Source organism: Microbacterium sp. NPDC079176 (assembly GCF_040686675.1).
Classification (GTDB): Bacteria; Actinomycetota; Actinomycetes; order Actinomycetales; family Microbacteriaceae; genus Microbacterium.
Map to the genome: position 1 here is coordinate 438,291 of NZ_JBFBLM010000001.1, position 21,217 is coordinate 459,507.

General features: G+C 68.6%; 22 protein-coding genes. 12 read left to right on the forward strand and 10 right to left on the reverse strand.

Annotated elements, in window-relative coordinates; genetic code table 11:
* Positions 1–53 precede the first annotated feature (53 nt).
* The 6 genes from AB0P11_RS02170 to AB0P11_RS02195 all read left to right on the forward strand — a co-directional run bounded on the left by AB0P11_RS02170 (position 54) and on the right by AB0P11_RS02195 (position 5,493).
* Positions 54–269, forward strand: coding sequence for a DUF2945 domain-containing protein (locus AB0P11_RS02170; protein ID WP_072590630.1), 216 nt, complete (start codon positions 54–56; stop codon positions 267–269).
* A gap of 88 nt (positions 270–357) precedes the next feature.
* A complete protein-coding gene (locus tag AB0P11_RS02175; protein WP_053098603.1) occupies positions 358–969 on the forward strand; it encodes a PadR family transcriptional regulator in 612 nt (203 codons plus the stop codon).
* Positions 966–2,543, forward strand: a complete 1,578-nt coding sequence (locus AB0P11_RS02180; RefSeq protein ID WP_056276494.1) for a DHA2 family efflux MFS transporter permease subunit — start codon at positions 966–968, stop codon at positions 2,541–2,543. The genes AB0P11_RS02175 and AB0P11_RS02180 overlap by 4 nt, the downstream gene beginning before the upstream one ends.
* Positions 2,544–2,639: 96 nt before the next feature.
* Positions 2,640–3,170, forward strand: coding sequence for a GNAT family N-acetyltransferase (locus AB0P11_RS02185; RefSeq protein WP_072590632.1), 531 nt, complete (start codon positions 2,640–2,642; stop codon positions 3,168–3,170).
* Between the two features lie 119 nt (positions 3,171–3,289).
* Positions 3,290–4,768 (forward strand): amino acid ABC transporter substrate-binding protein/permease, encoded by a 1,479-nt coding sequence (locus AB0P11_RS02190; protein WP_072590633.1) that lies wholly within the window; start codon positions 3,290–3,292, stop codon positions 4,766–4,768.
* On the forward strand, positions 4,765–5,493 hold the full coding sequence (locus AB0P11_RS02195; RefSeq protein WP_056276496.1) for an amino acid ABC transporter ATP-binding protein: 729 nt from the start codon (positions 4,765–4,767) through the stop codon (positions 5,491–5,493). The genes AB0P11_RS02190 and AB0P11_RS02195 overlap by 4 nt, the downstream gene beginning before the upstream one ends.
* 61 nt (positions 5,494–5,554) lie before the next feature.
* Here AB0P11_RS02195 and AB0P11_RS02200 read toward each other — a convergent pair whose 3' ends face one another.
* From AB0P11_RS02200 to AB0P11_RS02215, 4 genes are all read right to left on the reverse strand, one after another.
* Positions 5,555–6,874, reverse strand: coding sequence for an MFS transporter (locus AB0P11_RS02200; RefSeq protein ID WP_072590634.1), 1,320 nt, complete (start codon positions 6,872–6,874; stop codon positions 5,555–5,557).
* Positions 6,871–7,335, reverse strand: coding sequence for a helix-turn-helix domain-containing protein (locus tag AB0P11_RS02205; RefSeq protein ID WP_363519367.1), 465 nt, complete (start codon positions 7,333–7,335; stop codon positions 6,871–6,873). Before AB0P11_RS02205 ends, AB0P11_RS02200 begins: the two co-directional genes overlap by 4 nt.
* A gap of 98 nt (positions 7,336–7,433) precedes the next feature.
* Positions 7,434–8,711 carry a phosphoribosylamine--glycine ligase gene (gene purD / locus AB0P11_RS02210; protein WP_363519370.1) on the reverse strand — a complete coding sequence of 426 codons (1,278 nt, stop codon included), beginning with the start codon at positions 8,709–8,711 and terminating at the stop codon, positions 7,434–7,436.
* 47 nt (positions 8,712–8,758) lie between these two features.
* Complete coding sequence (locus AB0P11_RS02215; RefSeq protein WP_363519373.1) at positions 8,759–9,439, reverse strand: CoA pyrophosphatase; 681 nt, start codon at positions 9,437–9,439, stop codon at positions 8,759–8,761.
* Positions 9,440–9,636: 197 nt separating this feature from the next.
* On the opposite strand from AB0P11_RS02215, the gene AB0P11_RS02220 reads away from it, so the two are divergent.
* Both AB0P11_RS02220 and AB0P11_RS02225 read left to right on the forward strand, forming a co-directional pair.
* Positions 9,637–10,008 (forward strand): sterol carrier family protein, encoded by a 372-nt coding sequence (locus tag AB0P11_RS02220; RefSeq protein ID WP_056276513.1) that lies wholly within the window; start codon positions 9,637–9,639, stop codon positions 10,006–10,008.
* Positions 10,009–10,072: 64 nt separating this feature from the next.
* Positions 10,073–10,387 (forward strand): hypothetical protein, encoded by a 315-nt coding sequence (locus AB0P11_RS02225; protein WP_053098612.1) that lies wholly within the window; start codon positions 10,073–10,075, stop codon positions 10,385–10,387.
* Between the two features lie 15 nt (positions 10,388–10,402).
* Here AB0P11_RS02225 and AB0P11_RS02230 read toward each other — a convergent pair whose 3' ends face one another.
* The gene (locus tag AB0P11_RS02230; protein ID WP_053098613.1) at positions 10,403–11,035 is read right to left on the reverse strand and encodes a hypothetical protein; all 633 of its coding nucleotides are present in this window, start codon (positions 11,033–11,035) and stop codon (positions 10,403–10,405) included.
* Positions 11,036–11,097: 62 nt separating this feature from the next.
* On the opposite strand from AB0P11_RS02230, the gene purM reads away from it, so the two are divergent.
* The 3 genes from purM to AB0P11_RS02245 are packed head-to-tail and all read left to right on the forward strand — an operon-like array spanning position 11,098 to position 15,011.
* On the forward strand, positions 11,098–12,228 hold the full coding sequence (purM, locus tag AB0P11_RS02235; RefSeq protein ID WP_053098614.1) for a phosphoribosylformylglycinamidine cyclo-ligase: 1,131 nt from the start codon (positions 11,098–11,100) through the stop codon (positions 12,226–12,228).
* 6 nt (positions 12,229–12,234) lie between these two features.
* On the forward strand, positions 12,235–13,707 hold the full coding sequence (gene purF, locus AB0P11_RS02240; protein WP_053098615.1) for an amidophosphoribosyltransferase: 1,473 nt from the start codon (positions 12,235–12,237) through the stop codon (positions 13,705–13,707).
* Positions 13,704–15,011, forward strand: a complete 1,308-nt coding sequence (locus AB0P11_RS02245; protein WP_363519379.1) for an MFS transporter — start codon at positions 13,704–13,706, stop codon at positions 15,009–15,011. Before purF ends, AB0P11_RS02245 begins: the two co-directional genes overlap by 4 nt.
* Before the next feature lie 49 nt (positions 15,012–15,060).
* Here the strand turns inward: AB0P11_RS02245 and AB0P11_RS02250 are convergent, their stop codons facing one another.
* The gene (locus AB0P11_RS02250; protein WP_363519382.1) at positions 15,061–15,882 is read right to left on the reverse strand and encodes an MOSC N-terminal beta barrel domain-containing protein; all 822 of its coding nucleotides are present in this window, start codon (positions 15,880–15,882) and stop codon (positions 15,061–15,063) included.
* A 132-nt stretch (positions 15,883–16,014) separates the two neighbouring features.
* On the reverse strand, positions 16,015–16,203 hold the full coding sequence (locus AB0P11_RS02255; protein ID WP_042537993.1) for a DUF3073 domain-containing protein: 189 nt from the start codon (positions 16,201–16,203) through the stop codon (positions 16,015–16,017).
* Positions 16,204–16,352: 149 nt separating this feature from the next.
* On the opposite strand from AB0P11_RS02255, the gene AB0P11_RS02260 reads away from it, so the two are divergent.
* Positions 16,353–16,895, forward strand: a complete 543-nt coding sequence (locus AB0P11_RS02260) for a universal stress protein (RefSeq protein WP_053098618.1) — start codon at positions 16,353–16,355, stop codon at positions 16,893–16,895.
* 106 nt (positions 16,896–17,001) lie between these two features.
* Here AB0P11_RS02260 and AB0P11_RS02265 read toward each other — a convergent pair whose 3' ends face one another.
* The 3 genes from AB0P11_RS02265 to AB0P11_RS02275 all read right to left on the reverse strand — a co-directional run bounded on the left by AB0P11_RS02265 (position 17,002) and on the right by AB0P11_RS02275 (position 21,203).
* Positions 17,002–17,628 (reverse strand): PadR family transcriptional regulator, encoded by a 627-nt coding sequence (locus AB0P11_RS02265; RefSeq protein WP_053098619.1) that lies wholly within the window; start codon positions 17,626–17,628, stop codon positions 17,002–17,004.
* Entirely contained in the window at positions 17,625–18,464 is an 840-nt protein-coding gene (locus AB0P11_RS02270; protein ID WP_053098620.1) for a DUF4097 family beta strand repeat-containing protein, read from the reverse strand. Before AB0P11_RS02270 ends, AB0P11_RS02265 begins: the two co-directional genes overlap by 4 nt.
* A gap of 273 nt (positions 18,465–18,737) precedes the next feature.
* Positions 18,738–21,203 (reverse strand): glycogen/starch/alpha-glucan phosphorylase, encoded by a 2,466-nt coding sequence (locus tag AB0P11_RS02275; RefSeq protein ID WP_363519948.1) that lies wholly within the window; start codon positions 21,201–21,203, stop codon positions 18,738–18,740.
* Positions 21,204–21,217 lie beyond the last annotated feature (14 nt).

The window sequence follows — 21,217 nt, forward strand, 5'->3', positions numbered from 1 at the left end:
GGTGCGACCTCCGATGCATCGGCGAGGCTCGACGGAAGACGAACGGAGGAGTCATGACGAAGGATCTCTCCACGGGGGACCGGGTGAGCTGGAACACGTCGCAGGGGCGCACGCACGGCACCGTCGAGGAGAAGCGGACGAAGGACTTCCGGTTCGCCGGGCAGAGCTTCACCGCCTCCGACGACGATCCCGCCTACATCGTGAAGTCGGAGAAGAGCGGCGACACTGCGGCGCACAAGGGATCGGCTCTGCGCAAGCTGAGCAGCTGACGCTCGCGGGCGCCGTCTTGTCGATGACGCGTGCCAGGCGTATAGTCCACATGGACTATTTCAAGCGGAACCATCTGGGGAGGGGCCGATGCAGCGATTGACCCCGATGGGCGTCATGGTGCTGGCGCTGCTGCGCGAAGGCGACATGCACCCCTACGAGATGGTGCGCCTGATGCGCGTGCGCCGCGACGAACGGCTGCTCGCCGTCACGAACGGGACGCTCTATCACACGGTCGGCCGACTCCAGCGGGCCGGTCTCATCGACGAGGTGGGCATCGACCGAGAGGGCAACCGCCCCGAGCGCACCACCTACACGCTCACGGATGCTGGACGGGACGCGCTGATCGCCTGGCTGCGTCGCGAGCTGTCGATCATCGAGCGCCCGGCCGAGTTCCGCATCGCACTCGCCGAGGCTCACAATCTCGAGCGTCCCGACGTCATCGACCGCCTCCGCGAGCGTCGCTCCGCGCTCGCCGAAGGCCACGCGCTGCACCGTGACGGGCTGGTCGGCGCTCGCAGAAGGGGCGCCCCCGAGCAGGTGCTCGTCGAGTTCGAGCGCCAGGAGGTGCTGCTCGACGCCGAGCTGCGCTGGCTCGACTCGCTCCTCGATCGTCTCGAGGCCGAGGAGTTCCCCTGGGGGCCCACGGCTTTCGAGAACACCGACCGCTACCTCGCTCAGCGAAAGGCTGCACAGCAATGACCGATTCCCCTTCGACCGGAGGCCGGCCCACGGCATCCGGGTCATCCGGTCCCTCGACCGGCACCTTCGCCGCCGGGCATCGACCCGCGAGCCCCTGGCCCGCGCTCTGGGCGCTCGTCATCGGCTTCTTCATGATCCTCGTCGACACGACGATCGTCTCGGTCGCGAACCCCGCGATCAAGGCGGCGCTCGACCCGACCACCAACAACCTCGACAACGTCGTGTGGGTCACCAGCGCCTACCTGCTCGCCTACGCGGTGCCGCTGCTGATCACGGGCCGTCTCGGCGATCGGTTCGGCCCGAAGAACATCTACCTCATCGGCCTCGCGATCTTCACGCTCGCCTCGCTCTGGTGCGGGCTGTCGAACTCGCTCGAGATGCTGATCGCCGCTCGCGCCGTGCAGGGGCTCGGCGCCGCCTTCATGACGCCGCAGACCATGGCCGTGATCACCCGCACGTTCCCGCCCGAGCGCCGCGGCGCCGCCATGGGGCTGTGGGGTGCGACGGCCGGCGTCGCGACCCTCGTGGGACCGCTCGTCGGGGGCCTGCTCGTCGATGGCTTCGGCTGGGAGTGGATCTTCTTCGTGAACATCCCCGTCGGGATCGTCGCCTTCGTGCTCGCGTGGAGGCTCGTCCCGAAGCTGCAGACCAGTGCGCACCGGTTCGACATCCTGGGCGTCATCCTCAGCGCGGTGGCGCTGTTCCTCATCGTCTTCGGACTCCAGGAGGGCGAGAAGTTCGACTGGGGCGTGATCTGGGGACCGATCTCGGTGTGGAGCATCATCATCACCGGCCTCGTCGTGCTCGCGCTCTTCATCGTGCAGCAGGCGCGCACGCGCAGCGAGGCCCTGGTGCCTCTCGCACTGTTCCGCGACCGCAACTTCTCGGGGGCGAACGTCGCGATCGCCGCGGTCGGCTTCACCGTGACGAGCATGTCGCTGCCGATGATGTTCTTCCTGCAGACGGCGCGAGGGCTCACCCCGACGCAGGCCGCGCTGCTGCTGATCCCGATGGCCGTGCTGTCGGGCGTGCTCGCCCCGTTCGCCGGCAAGCTGCTCGACCGCATCGACCCGCGGATCATCCTCATCCCCGGTCTGCTCTGCGTGGTCGTCGCGCTCGTCTGGTACTCGGCCCTGATCAACATGGATACCGAGATCTGGATGTTCCTGCTGCCCTCGGCGCTCATGGGCGTCGGCAACGCCGGAATGTGGGGACCGCTCGCCACCACCGCGACGCGCAAGCTGCCTCCCCGCCAGGCCGGTGCCGGCGCGGGCATCTACAACACGACCCGCACCATCGGATCGGTCATCGGCTCGGCATCCATCGCCGCGTTCATGCAGTCGCGTCTCGAAGCGAACCTGCCGGGTCTCGCCGACGCACCCGCGGGGATCGAAGGCGGAGGATCGCTTCCTCCGCAGGTCGCCGAGGGATTCGCCGCCGGCATGTCGCAGGCGATCCTGCTGCCGGCGTGCGTGATGGTCATCGCTCTCGTGGCGTCGCTCTTCCTCGGTCGCTACGACAAGGCGGATGCCGCGGCATCCGCCCCCGCGGAGGCGCCCGCCCCCGCAGCGTGACCGGTCCGTCGGCGAGCCGGGTCGACTGCGCGATCGTGCAGCGGGCCCGGCTCTCCCGGTTTGCGGCCGTGACCGCGGATGTGATCTCATCGGGCGATGACGATCGAGCTCACGAGGCCCACCACCGACCTGTTCGACTCCTGGGCGGCTGCGGTCGCCGAGTTCGGTGACGGGCACGTCGACGGGTCGGGTCTGCAGGCGCCGGTCACCCCGGATCGGGCGACGCTGGACGCGCTGATCGAGAAGTCGGCGGTTCTCTCCGACACCTCCGCGCAGCTGCCCGAGGATGCCGTGCACAACGATCTGTACTGGATCGTGGATGACGGCGAGGTCGTCGGGTTCCTGTCCTTCCGGCACGAGCTCAACGAATGGCTGCGTGAGGCGGGTGGTCACATCGGCTACTCGGTGCGCGCCTCCCGTCGTCGCCAGGGCTACGCATCGGCCGCGCTGCGGCTCGGACTCGAGCGTGCCCGCGAGATCGGACTCGAGCGCGTGCTGGTCACGTGCGACGACGACAACGTCGGCTCCTACCGAACGATCGAGGGCGCCGGTGGCGTGCTGCAGGACGTCAGCGACCAGTCGGAGCGTGGACACGCCATGCTCCGGCGCTACTGGATCACGCTCTGACGCCGATCCGCGAAGCGCCTCCGGGACAGGGGTGCCGGTCGTCGCCGGTTAGGGTTGATGGTCGACGACCATCCCGGTGGCAGCATCCTGCCGCCCGTCCCCTCTGAGGAGCATCCGTCGTGATACGAAATCCCACCTCTGCTTCCGCGCGCCTGCGCGCGCTCGGACGCACCGCCGGGGCGATGGCGCTCACGGCGTTCGTCGCCGTCGGAGCCCTGCTCGGCGGAGCCTCCGCCGCGACTGCGGCCGATGACTCCGAGACCTACGTCATCGGCACGGACACCACGTTCGCGCCGTTCGAGTTCACCTCTCCCGACGGTGAGCTCGTCGGCATCGACATGGACCTGCTGCGTGCGATCGCGAAGGACCAGGGCTTCGAGGTCGAGATCCGTCAGCTCGGATTCGACGCCGCCGTGCAGGCCTTGCAGGCGAACCAGGTCGACGCGGTCATGGCCGGGATGTCGATCACCGAGGAGCGCCAGGAGACGTTCGACTTCAGCGAGCCGTACTTCACCAGCGGCATCCAGCTCGGAGTGCTCGAGTCGAGCGACATCCAGTCGCTCGACGACCTCGACGGCGAGGCCGTGGCGGTCAAGACCGGCACGCAGGGCCAGACCTTCGCGGAGGAGAACCAGGACGAGTACGGCTTCCGCATCACGCCCTACCAGGACACGACCGACATGGTCGACGCTGTCAAGGCAGGCCAGGCCGTCGGCTACTTCGAGGACTTCCCGGTGCTCGCCTACGGGATCCAGCAGGGGTCGGGCTTCCGCCTGATCGGTGAGCCGGAGCTCGGCGGCGAGTACGGGTTCGCCGTCAACAAGGGGCAGAACCCCGAGCTGATCGAGATGTTCAACGAGGGTCTCGCGAATCTCCAGGCCTCCGGAGAGTACGACGAGATCGTCGACAGCTACCTCGCCGGCGGCGAGGAGACCACGCAGGCGACCGACATCTTCTCCGTCGCCGTGAAGTACTGGCCCGCTCTCATGGAGGGCCTCTGGCTCACGATCCTCGCGACGCTCGTCGCGATCGTGGCCGCGTTCATCCTCGGCCTCATCTTCGGCTTCGGCCGCGTCTCGGCCTTCGCGCCGTTCCGCTGGGTGGCCACGGCCTACGTCTACGTCTTCCGCGGCACACCGATCCTCGTGCAGGCGTTCTTCGTGTTCTTCGCCATCCCGCAGCTCTTCCCCGGGCTCACGTTCAACCCCTTCGTCGCCGGAGCCATCACGCTCTCGCTCAACACGGGCGCGTACATGACGGAGATCATCCGCGGTGGCATCCAGGCCGTCGATCCGGGCCAGGCCGAAGCGTCGCGTTCGCTCGGTCTCGGACACTGGAAGACGATGCAGAAGGTCGTGCTGCCTCAGGCGTTCCGCATCATGGTCCCCTCGTTCGTCAACCAGGGCATCATCACCCTCAAGGACACGTCGCTCATCAGCGTCATCGGCCTCGCAGAGCTGACCTTCGTGTCGCGTCAGATCATCGCCTCGACGTACTTGTCGGCGCAGGTGCTGACGATCGTCGCCATCATCTACTTCGTCGTGATCACGCTTCTGACGCTGCTCGCGAACCGCCTGGAGAGGAAGTTCACCGCATGAGCAAGATCGAGGTCAGAGACCTGCACAAGTCCTTCGGCGACAACCACGTGCTCAAGGGCATCGACCTCACGGTCGAGGACGGCGAAGTCGTCGCGGTCATCGGCCCGTCGGGGTCGGGGAAGTCGACCCTGCTGCGCTGCCTCAACAAGCTCGAGGAGCCCACGTCGGGCCATGTCATCGTCGACGGCGTCGACCTGACCGACAAGAGCGTCAAGCTCGACGAGGTGCGCCAGCGCATCGGCATGGTGTTCCAGCACTTCAACCTGTTCCCGCACATGACGGTGCTCGAGAACATCACCCTCGCTCCCGTCGAGCTCGGCAAGCTCTCGAAGGCCCAGGCGAAGGAGCGCGCTCTGGCTCTGCTCGACCGCGTGGGCCTTGCCGAGAAGGCCGACGCCAAGCCGGCATCCCTGTCGGGCGGTCAGAAGCAGCGCGTGGCGATCGCCCGCGCGCTCGCGATGGACCCCGAGATCATGCTGTTCGACGAGGCGACCAGCGCCCTCGACCCCGAGATGGTGGGCGAGGTGCTGCAGGTCATCCGCGACCTGGCGTCCGGCGGCATGACGATGGTGCTCGTGACGCACGAGATGGGCTTCGCCCGCGAGGTCTCGGGCCGCACGGTGTTCATGGACGCCGGAGTCGTCGTCGAGGAGGCGCCGCCCGCCGAGCTGTTCGGCGCGCCGAAGAACGAGCGGCTGAAGGACTTCCTCTCGAAGGTCCTCTGAGCTGGACTCCGTGACGATGGCCCCCATCCGGTTCCGGACGGGGGCCTTCGTTCGTGTCGGGTCAGGGCGTCGGAGTCGGCGTCGGCGCCGGATGCCGGCGGATCGTCGCGCTGACCAGCGCCGCGACCGCGCAGAGCCCGGCGGCGGCGAACCAGGCGAACGTGTACTGGCCGGTGTGGTCGCGCACCATGCCCGCGAGGAACGAGGCGATGCCGGCGCCGATCTGATGCGCGGCGAACACCCAGCCGAACACCAGAGGCCCTCGGTCTCCGAAGACCTCGCGGCACAGCGCGATGGTCGGCGGAACAGTCGCCACCCAGTCGAGGCCGTAGATCACGATGAAGACGATGATGCTCGGCTGCACCTCGGCCGACAGCAGGCTCGGCAGGAAGAGCAGGCTCACGCCGCGCAGCGCGTAGTAAGCGGCCAGCAGGATGCGGGGGTTGACCCGGTCGGTCAGCCACCCCGAGAACACGGTGCCGGCGATGTCGAAGATCCCGACGACGGCGAGCAGTCCGGCCGCGGTCGTCGTCGGCATCCCGTGGTCGTGCGCGCTGGGGATGAAGTGGGTGCCGATCAGGCCGTTGGTCGTGGCGCCGCAGATCGCGAACCCGATCGCGAGGGCCCAGAACGTCTTGGTGCGGGCGGCGTCGCGCAACGTGGTGAGGGCGAGGCGAGCGGCGCCCCACGCGTTGCCCTTCGGCCGCGCGGCCACGGTGACGGGGCCGGTGTCGCCGTAGCGGGTGACGCCGAGGTCGCTCGGTCGGTTGCGCACGAAGATCCAGACCAGGGGGACGACCGCGAGAGCGCCGCCGGCGATGATGAGAGATGCTCCGCGCCATCCGATGTCCTCGGCCGCCGCGGCGATCACGGGCAGGAAGATGAGCTGTCCGGTCGCGCTGCCGGCGGTGAGCACACCCGAGACCAGCCCGCGTCTGGTCGCGAACCAGGTGTCGGTGATCGTCGCAGCGAAGACCAGCGCCATGGACCCGGTGCCGAGTCCGATCAGCACACCCCACGTGAGTATGAGCTGCGCCGGGGTGGCGACGAAGACGCTCAGCGCGGCGCCGGCGCCGATCACGAACAGAGCGGTCACGGTCACCGCGCGGATGCCGAAGCGCTGCATCAGCGCGGCGGCGAAGGGAGCGGTGAGGCCGAACAGCAGCAGGTTGACCGTGACGGCGAGGGAGAGCTCTGCGGTGGTCCAGCCGAACTCGTCCTGCAGGGGCAGCATCAGCACTCCGGGCGCGGCGCGGAATCCGGCGGCTCCGATCAGTGCGATCAGGGCCACGAGTGCGACGATCCAGGCGGGATGGATGCGGCGCTGCCGGAGTGCGGGTGTCGGGGTGCCGGTCGGCTCCTCGACCGAGTCTGCGGTCACGCTGCGTCGCCTGACGTGAGGGCGAACGGCTCGCCGCCCATGCTGCGGCGGGTCCATCGCGTGCTGTCGGCGTCGAGTGGGGCGGCGCAGGTCGCGCACCAGTCGGCGGATGCCGTCGCCTCGCCGCAGCGACCGCAGCTGACGGTCAGGCCCCAGGACCCGTCAGGATCGGTCGTGCTCGTGAAGCGCGCGTAGGCGTGCAGGATCGGGAGGGTCTCGCGTCCGGCGTCCGTGAGCCGGTAGCCGGGGTCACCGTGCGCGACGAGACCCGCCTCGCCCATCGAGGCGAGGCGCCGGGCGAGTACGGAGTCGGCGGCGCCGGTCGCCTCGCGCAGCTCGTCGAAGCGCGAGCGGCCGGAGAAGAGCTCCCGCAGGATCAGGAGGACCCACGGGTCGGCGAGCACATCGGCGGAGCGGGCGATCGGGCAGGTGGCTGTCGACCAGTCGGAGCGGAGCGGCATCCGCCAACTTTCTTGAAGAAAGCTGGTGGTGTCAACAGTTCTCGGCCGAGTTGGCGGAGTACCTGCGCGAATCGGCAGGAAAGCGACGACGGGTCGGACTACTCCGCGACGCGGGCAGCGATGTCCGTGCGGAACTGCGAGCCCTCGAGGGTGATGAGACCGATGGCCTCGTATGCCCGGTCACGCGCGGTGCGGAAGTCCGATCCCACGGCGACGACGTTGAGCACGCGGCCGCCGGTGGCGATCAGCGACCCGCCGGGTGCGTCGGGGCTCGCGGTCGCCGCGTGCACGAGACGCACGCCCTCGACCGCCGCCGCATCGGAGAGGCCCTCGATCGGACGGCCGGTCTGCGGAGCCTCGGGGTAGCCCTCGCTCGCGAGCACCACGGTGATCGCGACGTCGTCGCTGAACACGGGCTCGGGCTGATCCTCGAGTGTGCCCGATGCCGCGGCGAGCAGCAGCTCCGACAGCGGGGTCACGAGACGCGGCAGCACGATCTGGGTCTCGGGGTCGCCGAAGCGGGCGTTGAACTCGATGACGCGCACGCCTGCGGGAGTGAGGATGAGGCCGGCGTACAGCAGGCCGATGAACGGCGTGCCCTCTTCATCGAGCTGACGAATCACCGGCAGGGCGACGTCGCGGGTGACCTCCTCGACGAAGGCCTGCTCGCTGCCGAACTGGTCGGCGAGCCAGGGCAGCGGCGAGTAGGCGCCCATGCCGCCGGTGTTGGGGCCTTCGTCGCCGTCGAGCGCGCGCTTGAAGTCCTGGGCCGGGCTGAGCGCTCGGACGGTGTCGCCGTCGCTCAGGAAGAACAGCGAGACCTCGGGGCCCGAGAGGAACTCCTCGATCAGCACGGGACCGGACGGCAGGTAGTGCTCGGCATGAGCGAGAGCCTCGGCACGATCGGATGTCACGATGACACCCTTGCCGGCAGCGAGGCCGTCGGCCTTCACGACGTGCGGGGCGCCGAGGTCGTCGAACGCGGCCTCGACCTCTGCGGTGGTGGTGGCGCGCACTGCGCGACCGGTGGGGACACCGGCGGCATCCATGATGCGCTTCGCGAACGACTTGGACCCCTCGAGCTGGGCCGCGGCCTTGCCCGGGCCGAACACGGGAATGCCATGGGCCCGGAGGACATCGGCGACTCCGGCGACCAGAGGAGCCTCGGGGCCGACGACCACGAGATCGACCGCATGCTCGTTGGCGAAGGAGGTCACCGCGGCGCCGTCGAGCATGTCGAGGGTGACGGGGGTCGCATCCTGGGCGATGCCGGCGTTGCCGGGGGCGACGAAGATCTCGTGCTCCGCGGTCTCTGCTCGCAGAGCGAGGATGATCGCGTGCTCACGGGCACCGGAACCGAGGACGAGAATCTTCACCCGTCCAGACTACCGAGGCGAGGGCGCGGGTTTCGGCGGGTTCCCGGTCAGACGTCGATCGCCCGCTCGATCGACGGGTCCCACGGCAGAGTCCACCCGGCTGCATCGAACAGCGCATCGAGAACCATCGCCGTGAAGCCCCACACGATCGTGCCGTCGATGTCGAACGCGGGCCCCTTCCACGTGCGTCCCATGCGGTGGATGGTCGACGTGTGCCGATTGGCGGGGTCGAGCAGCTGCGCCACGGGAACGCGGAAGACCTCGACCGTCTCGGCGTGATCGACGGCGGCGACGCGCGACGGAGTGCGCCACCACCCGAGCACGGGGGTGACGACGTGGTTGCTGGCGGCGAGAGGAAGCTCGGGCAGGGTCGCGAGGACCTCGACGCCGTCCGGGTCGAGTCCGGTCTCCTCCTCGGCTTCGCGCAGGGCGGTGGCGACGGCATCCGCATCCGTGTCCTCGGCCCGGCCGCCCGGGAAGGACACCTGGCCGGGGTGCGACGAGAGGGTCGCGGCCCGACGCTGCAGCAGTACATCGAGGTCGGCGGCGACAGTCGCCTCGTCGGTCCCGGCCGCGATACTGTCCAGCCGCCCGAACAGCACGAGTACGGATGCCGGATGCGCACCGCCGCCGACCGTCGGGAACGGCTTCGCCCACGCATCACCGCGCCGCGTCGCCGCGATCAGCTCGGCTCGCGCGCCACGCAGGGTATCGGGATTCTGGCTCATCGCCTCGAGCCTATGCCTGTGCGCGCGGGCGGCGGGCGACTATCGGTCCGATCCAGGTCGCCGGCGAAGGAGATCTCCGCGTGCGAAGGAGGGATTCGGGTGATCTGTCCTTCGGAGGCGCAGATCTCCGTCCGAGGCGCCCGCGCCTACGAGGCACCCCCGCCTGCGCCGCACAAGCCTCGGCGTACCCTTTCCCCATGCCCTCCAGGAAGATCGACATCATCGACGGACGCGCCGCCCTCGACGAGGTCAGGCGCGCGGATGCCGCAGGTGAGAAGCCGCAACGCGCTCCCCTCGCGACCGCCGTGCGCTACCTGCTGCAGCTGCTCGACGAGAAGGCCCCGGGCAACAGCGTCGAAGTGCGGGTGCCCCCGTTCGGCGCCGTGCAGGTGATCCAGGGCCCCCGTCACACCCGCGGCACCCCTCCGAATGTCGTCGAGATGGACCCGGCGACCTGGATCGCGGTCGCGACGGGCGTGGAGCACTGGTCGGATGCGGCGGGCTCGGGGCGCGTGAGCGCTTCCGGAACCCGCGCAGATCTCTCGGACGTCCTGCCACTGCGCCCCTGACCCGTCGCACGGGTCGACCGCAGGAGGGGGAGCGACCCGCAGCCAACGGTGGGACAATGGATGCATGTCCTCCCACGATTCCTCCCAGACGGTCGAGGCGACCGTCCGCCGCGTGCCGCGCTTCGGCGTGTTCATGGGCATCGGCGTCGTGCTCGGCATCATCGCCGCCGGCATCCTGACGATGATGGGCAGCTACGAGCCGTCCGAAGCGGTCAACGTCGTCTACCCGCCAGGACAGGTGTTCGGATTCCTGCTGCTGTGGACGGTGCCGATCGGCTTCGCCCTCGCGAGCGTCGTCGCGCTGATCCTCGAACGCGTCGCGCGTCGCCACGACCACGTCGTCAGGGTCGAGCACGAGACGATCATCGCGAACGACTGATCACGCCCCGGGGTGTCACGCCAGTTCGGCGATGATGGGCCGGATCGCCGCGTCGAACGAGACCACGTCGCGGCGCAGGCCGTCGGTCACCGCGACGGTGAGCGCGCCGATCCACCAGATCCCCCGCTGCGAGAACGGCAGCACCTGCACGTTGAGTTCGAACGAGTGCGCACGGCGACCGATCTCGCGCTCGAACTCGGCGATCGCGCTGGCATAGGCGCGATACGACTCGCCCCCGATCGTCCCGCCGCCCGACCGGTTGGCGATCGAGCTGTGGATCGACGACACGTAGCGATCGTGTGCGACGCGGGCGTAGTGCATCGCCGATGCGGCATGCGGCGCGATCGCCTCGGCGAGCTGTTCGGCACCGGTCGCCGGCAGCGCCACCAGCGTGTCGAACCCGTCGACGAGCTCGAGCGGCACGCCGGACGGATGCGCTCGGGGCTCGACGGTCATGTCCCAGTAGTCGCGCCACTGCTTCTCGAGCTCGGGCGTCACCTCGGCGGCATCCGGTGCCCGGACGGGCAGATCGCGCAGGCTCGGAAGATCTTCCGGTGCGCGGATGCCGAGCGATTGCCGCAGCGCGAGCGCGACGAGCACCGGAACGCTCGCGTCCTCGCGGATCAACCACTGCGGCTTGTCGGCCATGGCCCCATCGTAGGAGATGGAGGGAGGGGAGAGGAGGTCTCCGCGGGCGGTAGGCTGGAGGTGTGGCTGCCTCCCCCACCAATCCCTATTCCGAAGCCGGCGTCGATACCGCTGCAGGCGATCTCGCCGTCGAGCTGATGAAGTCTTCCGTGCGCGCGACGCACGGCCCTGAAGTGCTCGGCGGTGTCGGCGGATTCGCCGGACTGTTCGACGCGAGTGCGCTGCGCGACTTCCGTCGTCCGCTGCTCGCCACGAGCACAGACGGCGTCGGCACGAAGGTCGCCATCGCGCAGGCCATCGACAAGCACGACACGATCGGCCAGGACCTGGTCGGCATGGTCGTCGACGACATCGTCGTGGTGGGCGCCAAGCCGCTCTTCATGACCGACTACATCGCGTGCGGCAAGGTCTTCCCGCAGCGCATCGCCGACATCGTGCGCGGCATCGCCGAGGCGTGCACCGCGACGGGCACCGCGCTCATCGGCGGCGAGACCGCCGAGCACCCCGGTCTTCTCGGCCCGCGCGACTACGACGTCGCAGGAGCCGCGACCGGAGTCGTCGAGGCCGACGGCATCCTCGGGGCCGACCGCGTGCAGGACGGCGACGTCGTCATCGCCGTCGAGTCCAGCGGACTGCACTCCAACGGCTATTCGCTCGTGCGCCACATCGTCACGAACGCGGGCATCGGCTACGGCGACAACGCCGCCGACTTCGGCAAGACGTGGGGCGAGGCGCTGCTCGAGCCGACTCGTCTCTACACGCTCCCGCTGCTGCGCCTCATCGAGCAGCTCGGCGGCGGCACAGGCTCGGGCGGGGTCCACTCGCTCAGCCACGTCACCGGCGGCGGCATCGCGGCGAACCTCGCGCGCGTGCTCCCGCAGGGCAGCTGGGCCGAGGTCGACCGCAGCACCTGGTCGCCGAGCCCGGTCTTCCGCGTGCTCAGTGACATCGCCGGGTCCACGCTGGAGTCCGCCGAGGGCACCTGGAACCTCGGAATCGGGTTCCTCGCGATCGTCGCAGCCGACAAGAAGGATGCCGCGATCGCAGCGCTCGCGGCCGACGGCATGCCCGCGTGGCAGGTCGGAACCGTGGGCTTCGGCGCGCGGCCGGCAGGAGAGTTCGAACAGGGCGCCAAGGGCGTCGACGGTGGAGCGGTGCGCCTGATCGGCGCCTACGCGGACGGAGCGAAGTAAGAGTCCATGTGCGGCATCGTCGGAATGGTGGGCTCTGCCCCGGTCAATCAGGACATCTACGACGCACTCCTGCTGTTGCAGCACCGCGGTCAGGATGCAACGGGAATCGCGACCGCCGAGGCGAACGGCGTGATGCACAACGCCAAGGCGCAGGGCATGGTCCGCGAGGCGTTCCGCACTCGTGACATGCGCGGACTCCTCGGCAACGTCGGCCTCGGTCATGTGCGCTACGCGACCAAGGGCACCGCGTCGAACGAAGAGGAGATGCAGCCGTTCTACGTGAACGCGCCCTACGGCATCATCCTCATCCACAACGGCAACCTGACGAACACGCGCGAGCTCACGGCCGACATGGCCAAGCGCGACCGCCGTCACCTCAACTCGTCGAGCGACACCGAGCTGCTGCTCAACGTCCTCGCCGGCGAGCTGCAGAACACGACGTCGACGGTCGACCTCGACGCCGAGCGCGTCTTCGAGGCCGTCGAGCGCACGCACGAGCGCATCGAGGGCGCGTACGCCGTGATCGCGGTGATCGCGGGCTACGGTCTGCTCGCGTTCCGCGACCCGTTCGGCATCCGTCCCCTGATCCTCGGTCGTCGTCCTTCGACCGTCCCCGGCGCAGAGGGCCGCGACGAATGGGTGGTGGCGAGCGAGTCGCTGGTGCTCGAGAACGCCGACTACGAGGTCGTGCGCGAGGTCGAGCCCGGTGAGGCGATCTTCATCACCAACGAGGGCGAGCTGCACAGCCGGCAGTGTGCGAAGGAGACCACTCTCGCGCCCTGCGCGTTCGAGTACGTCTACCTCGCCCGACCCGACTCGGTCATGAACGGCGTCTCGGTCTACGAGTCGCGCCTGCGCATGGGCGACCGTCTGGCCGACACGATCGCGAAGCACGTGCCGATGGACAAGATCGACGTCGTCATGCCGATCCCCGACTCGTCCCGGCCCGCCGCCATGGAGGTCGCCCGCAAGCTGGGCATCGAGTACCGCGAGGGCTTCTACAAGAACCGCTACGTCGGCCGCACCTTCATCATGCCCGGGCAGGCCGTGCGCAAGAAGAGCGTGCGTCAGAAGCTGAACGCGATGTCGACCGAGTTCCAGGGCAAGAACGTGCTGCTGATCGACGACTCGATCGTGCGCGGGACCACGTCGAAGGAGATCATCCAGATGGCCCGGGATGCCGGTGCCACCTCTGTGACGTTCGCCTCCGCGGCTCCGCCGGTGCGTCACCCGCATGTCTACGGCATCAACATGCCGTCGCGTCACGAGCTCATCGCCCACGGCCGGACGATCCCCGAGATCGCCGCCGAGCTGGGCTGTGATCACCTGGTGTATCAGGAGGTCGAGGACCTCAAGGCTGCGATCACCGAGGGATCCGTGCTGAGCGACCTCGACATGAGCTGCTTCGACGGCCGGTACGTCACCGGCACGGTCTCCGACGAGTACCTGGCCTGGGTGGAGGGGTCGCAGACCTCGTGACCTCGGGTGCGCAGCCGCTCTGGCGTGGCCGTGCGCTCGCGCTGGTCGGCATCGTGCTGGTCGCGTTCTCGCTGCGCTCGGCCGTGGCGTCGCTGTCGCCCGTGCTCGACCACGTCGCCGACGACTTCCCGGTCTCGTCGGTCGTCGTCGGCCTGATCGGAGCCGCGCCGCCGGTGTGCTTCGCGGTGTTCGGGCTGCTGACGCCGCTGTTCGAGCGGAGATTCGGACTCGAGCGCGTGGCCGTCGTGGCGATCGCCCTGATCGCCGCCGGGCTGCTGCTGCGCAGCCTCGCCGTCGACTCGACATCGCTGCTCGCCGCGACGGCAGTGGTGTTCGCGGGCGTCGGCTCGGGGAACGTGCTGCTGCCGCCGCTGGTGAAGAAGTACTTCCCCGATCGCCTCGGCCTGATGATGACGGTCTACTCGACCACGATGGCGGTGTCGACGTTCGTGCCGCCGCTGGTCGCAGTGCCGCTCGCCGACTCGGCCGGGTGGCGGGTGTCGCTGGGGCTGTGGGGCGTGTTCGCCGCGATCGCGCTCGTGCCCTGGGTGGCGATGCTCGTCACGAGCCGGGCGGATGCCGTCGCCTCGGCTCCCGCGCGTACGGAGTCCGCCGCGACCGAGATCGAGCGCGACGGCTACGACGCAGCATCCGTGGCGACCGGACCGATCGCGACGACGCCCGCCAACCCGCGGGTCTTCGGTCGGCTGTGGCGGCTGCCCATGGCCTGGTCGATCGCGCTGGTGTTCGCGTCGTCGTCGACGCTGGCCTACGTCTCCTTCGCATGGCTGCCGTCGATCATGATCGACGTGGGCGGGGTCTCGCCGGCGAACGCGGGGCTGCTGCTCTCGCTGTTCGGACTGATGGGCCTGCCGTGCTCTCTGCTCGTGCCCATTCTCATCGTCCGGTTCCAGGCGACCCGTCCTGTGTTCTTCATCTCGATCGCGTGCGGGCTCATCGGGCTGTTCGGATTCCTGTTCCTGCCCACGGTGGCGCTGCCGCTGTGGGTGGTCTTCTACGGCCTCGCACCCGGGCTCTTCCCGCTCGCCCTCGTGCTGCTCAGCATCCGGGCCCGCACGCCCGAGAGCGCGGTGGCGCTCAGCGGTTTCGTGCAGAGCATCGGCTACGCGGTCGCCGCGGTGTTCCCGCTGCTGATCGGCCTGCTGCACGACATGACCGACAGCTGGGAGATTCCCCTGTGGGTGCTCGCGGGGGTTCTGATCGCGGTGATCCCCGCCGGATGGATCGCCGGTCGACGTCGCACCATCGAAGAGGACTGGGAGCGTCGCCACGGTCGCTGGTGACTCGCGGCGGTGAAGGGGCGCCGGTGGATCGGCGTGGGCCCGAGGTCCGTCAGTGCGCTCGCACCTCGTCGCCGACGCTGATCGTGCCGCCGACCCACGGCGCTGACGCATCGGCCGGGTCCTGCGGCGGCAGAAGGAGTCGGCCGAGAGTCGGCTCGTCCTGACCGTGGGCGCTCGTGAGGGTCGTGAGCACCTTCGCGTCGCGAACGCCGGTGTCGGGGTTGGCGTGTGTCGCGAGGCAGCGCACGATCGGCCCCGCGGTGCGGAACGTCACCTCGCCGATGCTCAGCTCGCCGGCCCAGTCGAGCTCCGACCAGGGGGCGACGTCGTCGATGACGACGTTGGAGCGGAACCGGCGGTCATCGATGCCGAAGCCGAGAGAGTCGCTCAGTGCGTCGACACTGCCACGACTGTGCACGGAGACGTAGCCGCGGGCACGATCCTGGAACCTCGACGTCACACCGTCGCCGACGAGTACGAGCGGCAGTCGTCCGGGGCGCCGGATCCGCCGGCCTTCCGGGCTCGCGAGCACGAACTCGGTCACCGCGTCCGCGAGCTCGCCACGACCGGAGTCATCGAGTCCCGCCTCGACGAGCACCGAACCCTCGTGCTCTATCCGCACGCGCTGCCGATCGTCGTCGTAGTCGGTGCGCAACGCCGCGAGGCCCGGGAAGTCCTGCAGGGAGAGTCCCTTCGCCTTCGGCCAGTGGTCGAGTCCGTCACGAGACTCCGGCGCGATCGCGTCGGCGAAGCGGAACGCCAGCACCCGATCGCCGGCGATGCGCCCATCAGGCTGCACGGTGAGGGACTCGACCGACTCGGGCGTGAAGCCCTTGATCGGATGACGGAAGAGGGAGACGACGCGGGCCATGGGTCGATCCTCTCAGGGCACGCGGTGTCCGTCCGTCACGAGCCCGGCGTGGATGCCGAGAGTTCCGGGATTTCGGACACGACGAAACCCCCGTGCGGTGCACGGGGGAATCGATGACGAGCGAAGAGGCGGTCAGGCCTTTTCGAGTTCGTCCTCGTCTTCGTCTGCATACTCGTCGGCCCACTTGTCGACGTATGCGTCTTCAGCGTCGCTCGGGTGCGCGAGTTCGCGCTCGAGCGCCGAGTAGTTCACCGACGGACTGAACGACTTCAGTTCGCGGGCGATCTTGGTGTGTTTCGCCTTTTGACGGCCACGGCCCATGCCTGAGACCCCCTCACGAGTTAAGCTGCGGGCAACGACTGGCCCGAGTCATTCACGACACCGGCTGAGGGCCGGTAAGAGTAGCATTCAGAATAGCACGCGGCCAGACCGCACTGGCCCGTTGGCAGCTGGTGAAGGGAGCGATCCTCATGACCGACAACACCTCGACGCCCTCCGACGAGGCCGCGCAGAACGCGACACTGCAGAAGGCCGTGATCGTCGGGATGCAGCCGGGTCAGCCGAAACGGGTGATCGAAGAGGCGGCGCGATTCGCGCGGCTCCTCCGCGTGCCGCTGGTGGTCGCACACGTCGACGTCACGCGCTTCGTCACCTATGAGGACCCCGACGGCTACGTGCACTCGGCGCCCATCGACATCAACTTCGATGCCGGCACGGCCGAGTTCGAGGCCGTGCAGGCGGAGGCGGCTGCGGCCCTCGACGGAACGGGCCTGACATGGACGGCCCGGCAGCTCGTGGGCGATCCGGCCCTCGCCATCAAACAGCTGGCGAACAAGCTCGACGCCCAGCTGATCGTGGTCGGCACACGCAAGCGCGGCATCGGAGAGTCGATCCGCGAGTTCTTCACGGGGTCCGTCGCTGCCCGCCTCGCGCACCGCCAGCACCGGTCGGTGCTCGTCGTGCCGCTGCAGGAGCCCGTGCCCGACGAGCAGCCCGAGATCTGGACCGAGTAGGTCTCGGCATCCCTCGCTGAGTTCCTGGGGATGCGAACGGCCGAAGCCCCTCTCGTCGTGTGACGGGAGGGGCTTCGAGCGTCTCGGCAGGCGTCAGCCGCTGAGCTCAGCGGCCGAGTGACGCCAGCGCGGTGGTGATGCCTCGCGCCGCGGCGTCTAGGCCGTCCTCCAGCTGCGAGACGACGGATGCCGGCAGCGTGCCGCCCTTCGCCACATGCGTGCGGAGGTCGGTGCGCACGCGTGCGCGGAAGGCATTGATGACGGCATCCGCTCGGTGCAGCTCCTCACGGGTGACGATGCGCTCGTCGTCGCCTGCCGTCCGCGGACGGGACTTGGATGCGGCGCGGTCGTCCTTCTCCGCCGTGGCGAGGTCGGCCCGGAGGCTCTTCATGGCCTCCTTGACGCTCTGCCGCACCTCGTTGGCGATCAGTCGCACCGAGTCGGTCAGGCCGGCCTCGATTCCGGCGAGGTCGCCCTCGCGAGATGCCAGCTCGGCGCGTCCCGCATCCGTGATCGCGTAGATCGTGGTGCGACCGTCGACCGTCTTGGTGACCAGCCCCTCTTCCTCGAGCTTGGCGAGCCGAGGGTAGATGGTGCCGGCGCTCGGCGTGTAGGTGCCGCCCGTGCGATCGGTCAGTGCCTGGATGATCCCGTAGCCGTGCTGCGGTGCCTCGGCGAGCAGCGAGAGCAGGTAGAGCCTGAGGTCGCCGTGCGAGAAGACTGCGGGGCTCATGCTTCCCACTCCGCATCGTCGGTGATCGACTCGGGCGTGCGCCGCAGCACGGTCACGCCGCCGGAGACCGAGTTGGCGCGCAGATCGACGAAGCGTCCTGCGAGCTCGCCCGTCGAGCCGGTGTAGTTGTTGATGCCGGAGGAGCCGCGTTCGACGCCGTCGATCAGCAGTCGCCCGCTCAGCGAGCGGATGACGTAGTTCGCAGCGAGCGACTCGTCGAGGCGCACCGTGGTGCCGCCCGAGACCGAGTTGACGTTGATCGTGTTCACGTCGCCTGCGGCGTCGACCAGTGTCGAGCCCGAGACGATGTCGACGGTCGCGCGACGGATGGTGCCCGTGACTGCGACATCGCCCGAGACGCTGTTCGCGCTGATCGATCCCGTGAGTCCGCGCACCTGCACGTCGCCGGAGACCGAGTTGACGGTCAGGTCGCCGATGAGGGTATCGACGATGAGGTCGCCCGAGACGGTGTTGAGGCGGGCGTCGTTGCGGATGCCCGAGACGAGCGCTCCGGCGCTCACGACGCCGAGGTTGAGGGCGATCGAGCGGGGGACGGCGACGCTCACCTCGGCCTTGGGGCCGCCCGATCCGAAGTTGCGGAACACCTCGAGGAAGTTGTCCCAGCCGAGCTGCGGGTGGTCGATCTCGACCTCGCCGTTGTTCGCCTCGATGCGGAGGTCCTTGGTCGTGACGCCGTGCACCTCGATGCGGATGCCGGGTTCGTCGTGTGCGATGACATCGACCTGACCGCCGACCAGGCCGATCTTCAGTCGGGTGACGTTCTCGATATCGATGACGCGTTCTTCGCCGGGGGCGATGAGCCACTTCTCGGTCATGTCTGCTTCTCCTGGTTCGAGGGATCACGATATATCGTGTCTGCACAGAGTAACACGATATATCTCGACTCTGTCAAGGGGGTGTTCCGAGCATCCCGTCTGCAGGATCGCGGCACGTCTGCAGGAGAATCCGTGTGGGATGTTCCTGCAGACGTGCTTCGGTCCTGCACACAGTCTGGACGATTCGGTCCTGCACACGGTCTGGACGATTCGGTCCTGCACACGGTCTGGACGACCGGGCCTGAAACACAGGAGACAGCCCGGGAGGACGCCTCAGACGAGAGGCGGGGTGTGCCAGACCCGGTCGATGTAATCGCGGATCGAACGGTCGGACGAGAAGAAGCCGGTGCGGGCGACGTTGAGGATCGCTGAGCGGTTCCACGCGTCTTGGTCGGCGTACGCGGCATCCACTCTGCTCTGTGCCTCGATGTACGACGCATAGTCGGCGAGCACCATGAAGCGGTCTTCGTAGAGGAGATTCGAGACGACCGGCTCGAACACCGAGCGGTCGCCGCGGGAGAAGGCCCCGGATGCGATCAGGTCGATCGCCCGGCGGAGTCCCTCGTCGTGCTGGTAGAACTCCTGCGGCCGGTAACCGCGGATGCTGAGCGCCTCGACCTCGGGCTCGCTCATGCCGAACAGATAGAAATGGTCGTCTCCGACGAGCTCGCGGATCTCGACGTTCGCCCCGTCGTCCGTCCCGATCGTGAGCGCGCCGTTCAGCGCGAACTTCATGTTGCCGGTGCCCGACGCCTCCTTGCCGGCGAGCGAGATCTGCTCCGACAGGTCAGCGGCGGGGATGACCCGCTCGGCCAGCGTCACGTTGTAGTTCGGAGGGAAGACGACCGTGAGGCGGCCTTCCAGCCGAGGATCGGTGTTCACGACCTCGCCGACCGCGTTGATGAGGTGGATGATGCGCTTCGCCATCGCGTAGCCGGGAGCCGCCTTCGCCCCGAAGATCGCGGTGCGCGGTACGACATCCGACACTGCGAGGCGTCCGGAGATCACCCCCTCGTAGGTGGTGACGATGTGCAGCACCTTGAGCAGCTGACGTTTGTACTCGTGCAGGCGCTTGACCATCACATCCAGCATGTGGCCTTCGCTGATCTCGACACCGTCGCGTTCGCGCAGCACGTCGCTCAGGCGGCGCTTGTTGGCGGCCTTCACCGAGGCGAACGCGGCGCGGAACTCGGCATCATCGGCGAAGGGCTCGAGTTCGCGCAGGCGTTCCAGATCGGTGGTCCAGCCCTCGCCGATCGCCGCGGTGATGAGCGACGAGAGCTCGGGATTGGCGAGGCGGAGGAAGCGCCGCGGCGTCACGCCGTTGGTCACGTTCGTGAACTTGTCGGGGAAGAACGCGTCGAAGTCGCTCAGCACCTTGTCGCGCAGCAGCTGCGAGTGCAGTTCGGCGACGCCGTTGACCTTGGCGCCCGCGACGGTCGCCAGGTATGCCATGCGCACCGAGCGGACCGGGTGCTCCGCGATGATCGACATGTTGCGCACGAGCATCTCGTCATCGCCGAACCGCTCGCGCACCGCGACGAGGAATTCGTCGTTGATGCGATAGATGATCTCGAGGTGGCGGGGCAGCAGGCGTCCGAGCAGCTCGACCGGCCACACCTCCAGCGCCTCCGGAAGCAGTGTGTGGCACGTGTAGGCGAAGCACTGCTGCGTGATGGCCCACGCGGCATCCCACTCGAGATGCCTCTCGTCGACGAGCACCCGCATGAACTCGGGCACAGCGATCACCGGGTGCGTGTCGTTGAGCTGGAAGATCACGCGGTCGGGGAGGTTCGCGAGCTCGAAGCCGTCGGCGAGCATGTTGTCGAGGAAGTCGTGGATCGACGCGGCGACGAAGAAGTACTGCTGCTGCAGACGCAGTTCCTTGCCCTGCGGCGTGGAGTCCTCGGGGTAGAGCACCTTCGAGATGGTCTCGGCGTAGGTCTGCGCGCGCACCGCCTCTTCGTAGTCGCCGGAGTTGAAGATGCGCAGGTCGAACGCGCTGGTGGCGACGGCGCTCCACAGGCGCAGGGTGTTGACCCACCCGTTGCGGAACCCAGGGACCATGTAGTTGTACGGCACCGCCTGCACGTTCCACGCCGGCACCCAGCGGCTGCGCGTGATGCCGTCGTCGTCGTACTTCTCGGTGTGGCCGCCGAACGCGATGGTCTGTGCGTCTTCGGGACGGGCGAACTCCCACGGCGAACCGAGCGTGAGCCAGGAGTCGGGCTGTTCGACCTGCTGGCCGTCGACGAACGTCTGTCGGAAGATCCCGTACTCGTAACGGATGCCGTATCCGATGCTGGGCACGCCCATCGTGGCGAGCGAGTCGACGAAGCAGGCCGCGAGGCGCCCGAGCCCACCGTTGCCGAGACCGGGCTCGACCTCGTGCGCGCGCAGGTCGTCGAGCGAGACGCCGCACGCGGCGAGGGCCTCGTCGGCGATGTCGGTGAGGCCGGCCGCGAGCAGATTGTTGTCGAGCTGGCGACCGAGCAGGTACTCCGCCGAGAGATAGCAGACGCCCTTCGCCTGCGTCTCCTTCTGGTGACGCAGATCCTCGAGCCAGCGAGCCATCAGGTAGTCGCGCACCGTGTGCGCGAGCGCGAGATAGCGGTCGTTCGCGCTCGATGCCGACAGTGCGACGCCGCGCTCGAGATTGAGGTTGTGCAGAAATCGCTTCACGAATTCGTCGACGGTGCTCGGGGGAGCGATCACCGGAGCGAGGGCGAGCGGATGCATGGCGGAGTGTGATT

Coding starts and splice junctions, on each gene's coding strand:
- AB0P11_RS02185 (WP_072590632.1), top strand. CDS start 2,640: ATGACGATCGAGCTCACGAGGCCCACCACCGACCTGTTCGACTCCTGG.
- AB0P11_RS02230 (WP_053098613.1), bottom strand. CDS start 11,035: ATGGCCGACAAGCCGCAGTGGTTGATCCGCGAGGACGCGAGCGTTCCG.
- AB0P11_RS02265 (WP_053098619.1), bottom strand. CDS start 17,628: ATGAGCCCCGCAGTCTTCTCGCACGGCGACCTCAGGCTCTACCTGCTC.
- AB0P11_RS02180 (WP_056276494.1), top strand. CDS start 966: ATGACCGATTCCCCTTCGACCGGAGGCCGGCCCACGGCATCCGGGTCA.
- AB0P11_RS02255 (WP_042537993.1), bottom strand. CDS start 16,203: ATGGGCCGTGGCCGTCAAAAGGCGAAACACACCAAGATCGCCCGCGAA.
- AB0P11_RS02275 (WP_363519948.1), bottom strand. CDS start 21,203: ATGCATCCGCTCGCCCTCGCTCCGGTGATCGCTCCCCCGAGCACCGTC.
- AB0P11_RS02260 (WP_053098618.1), top strand. CDS start 16,353: ATGACCGACAACACCTCGACGCCCTCCGACGAGGCCGCGCAGAACGCG.
- AB0P11_RS02195 (WP_056276496.1), top strand. CDS start 4,765: ATGAGCAAGATCGAGGTCAGAGACCTGCACAAGTCCTTCGGCGACAAC.
- AB0P11_RS02205 (WP_363519367.1), bottom strand. CDS start 7,335: ATGCCGCTCCGCTCCGACTGGTCGACAGCCACCTGCCCGATCGCCCGC.
- AB0P11_RS02250 (WP_363519382.1), bottom strand. CDS start 15,882: ATGGCCCGCGTCGTCTCCCTCTTCCGTCATCCGATCAAGGGCTTCACG.
- AB0P11_RS02270 (WP_053098620.1), bottom strand. CDS start 18,464: ATGACCGAGAAGTGGCTCATCGCCCCCGGCGAAGAACGCGTCATCGAT.
- AB0P11_RS02225 (WP_053098612.1), top strand. CDS start 10,073: ATGTCCTCCCACGATTCCTCCCAGACGGTCGAGGCGACCGTCCGCCGC.
- purF (WP_053098615.1), top strand. CDS start 12,235: ATGTGCGGCATCGTCGGAATGGTGGGCTCTGCCCCGGTCAATCAGGAC.
- AB0P11_RS02175 (WP_053098603.1), top strand. CDS start 358: ATGCAGCGATTGACCCCGATGGGCGTCATGGTGCTGGCGCTGCTGCGC.
- AB0P11_RS02220 (WP_056276513.1), top strand. CDS start 9,637: ATGCCCTCCAGGAAGATCGACATCATCGACGGACGCGCCGCCCTCGAC.
- AB0P11_RS02170 (WP_072590630.1), top strand. CDS start 54: ATGACGAAGGATCTCTCCACGGGGGACCGGGTGAGCTGGAACACGTCG.
- AB0P11_RS02215 (WP_363519373.1), bottom strand. CDS start 9,439: ATGAGCCAGAATCCCGATACCCTGCGTGGCGCGCGAGCCGAGCTGATC.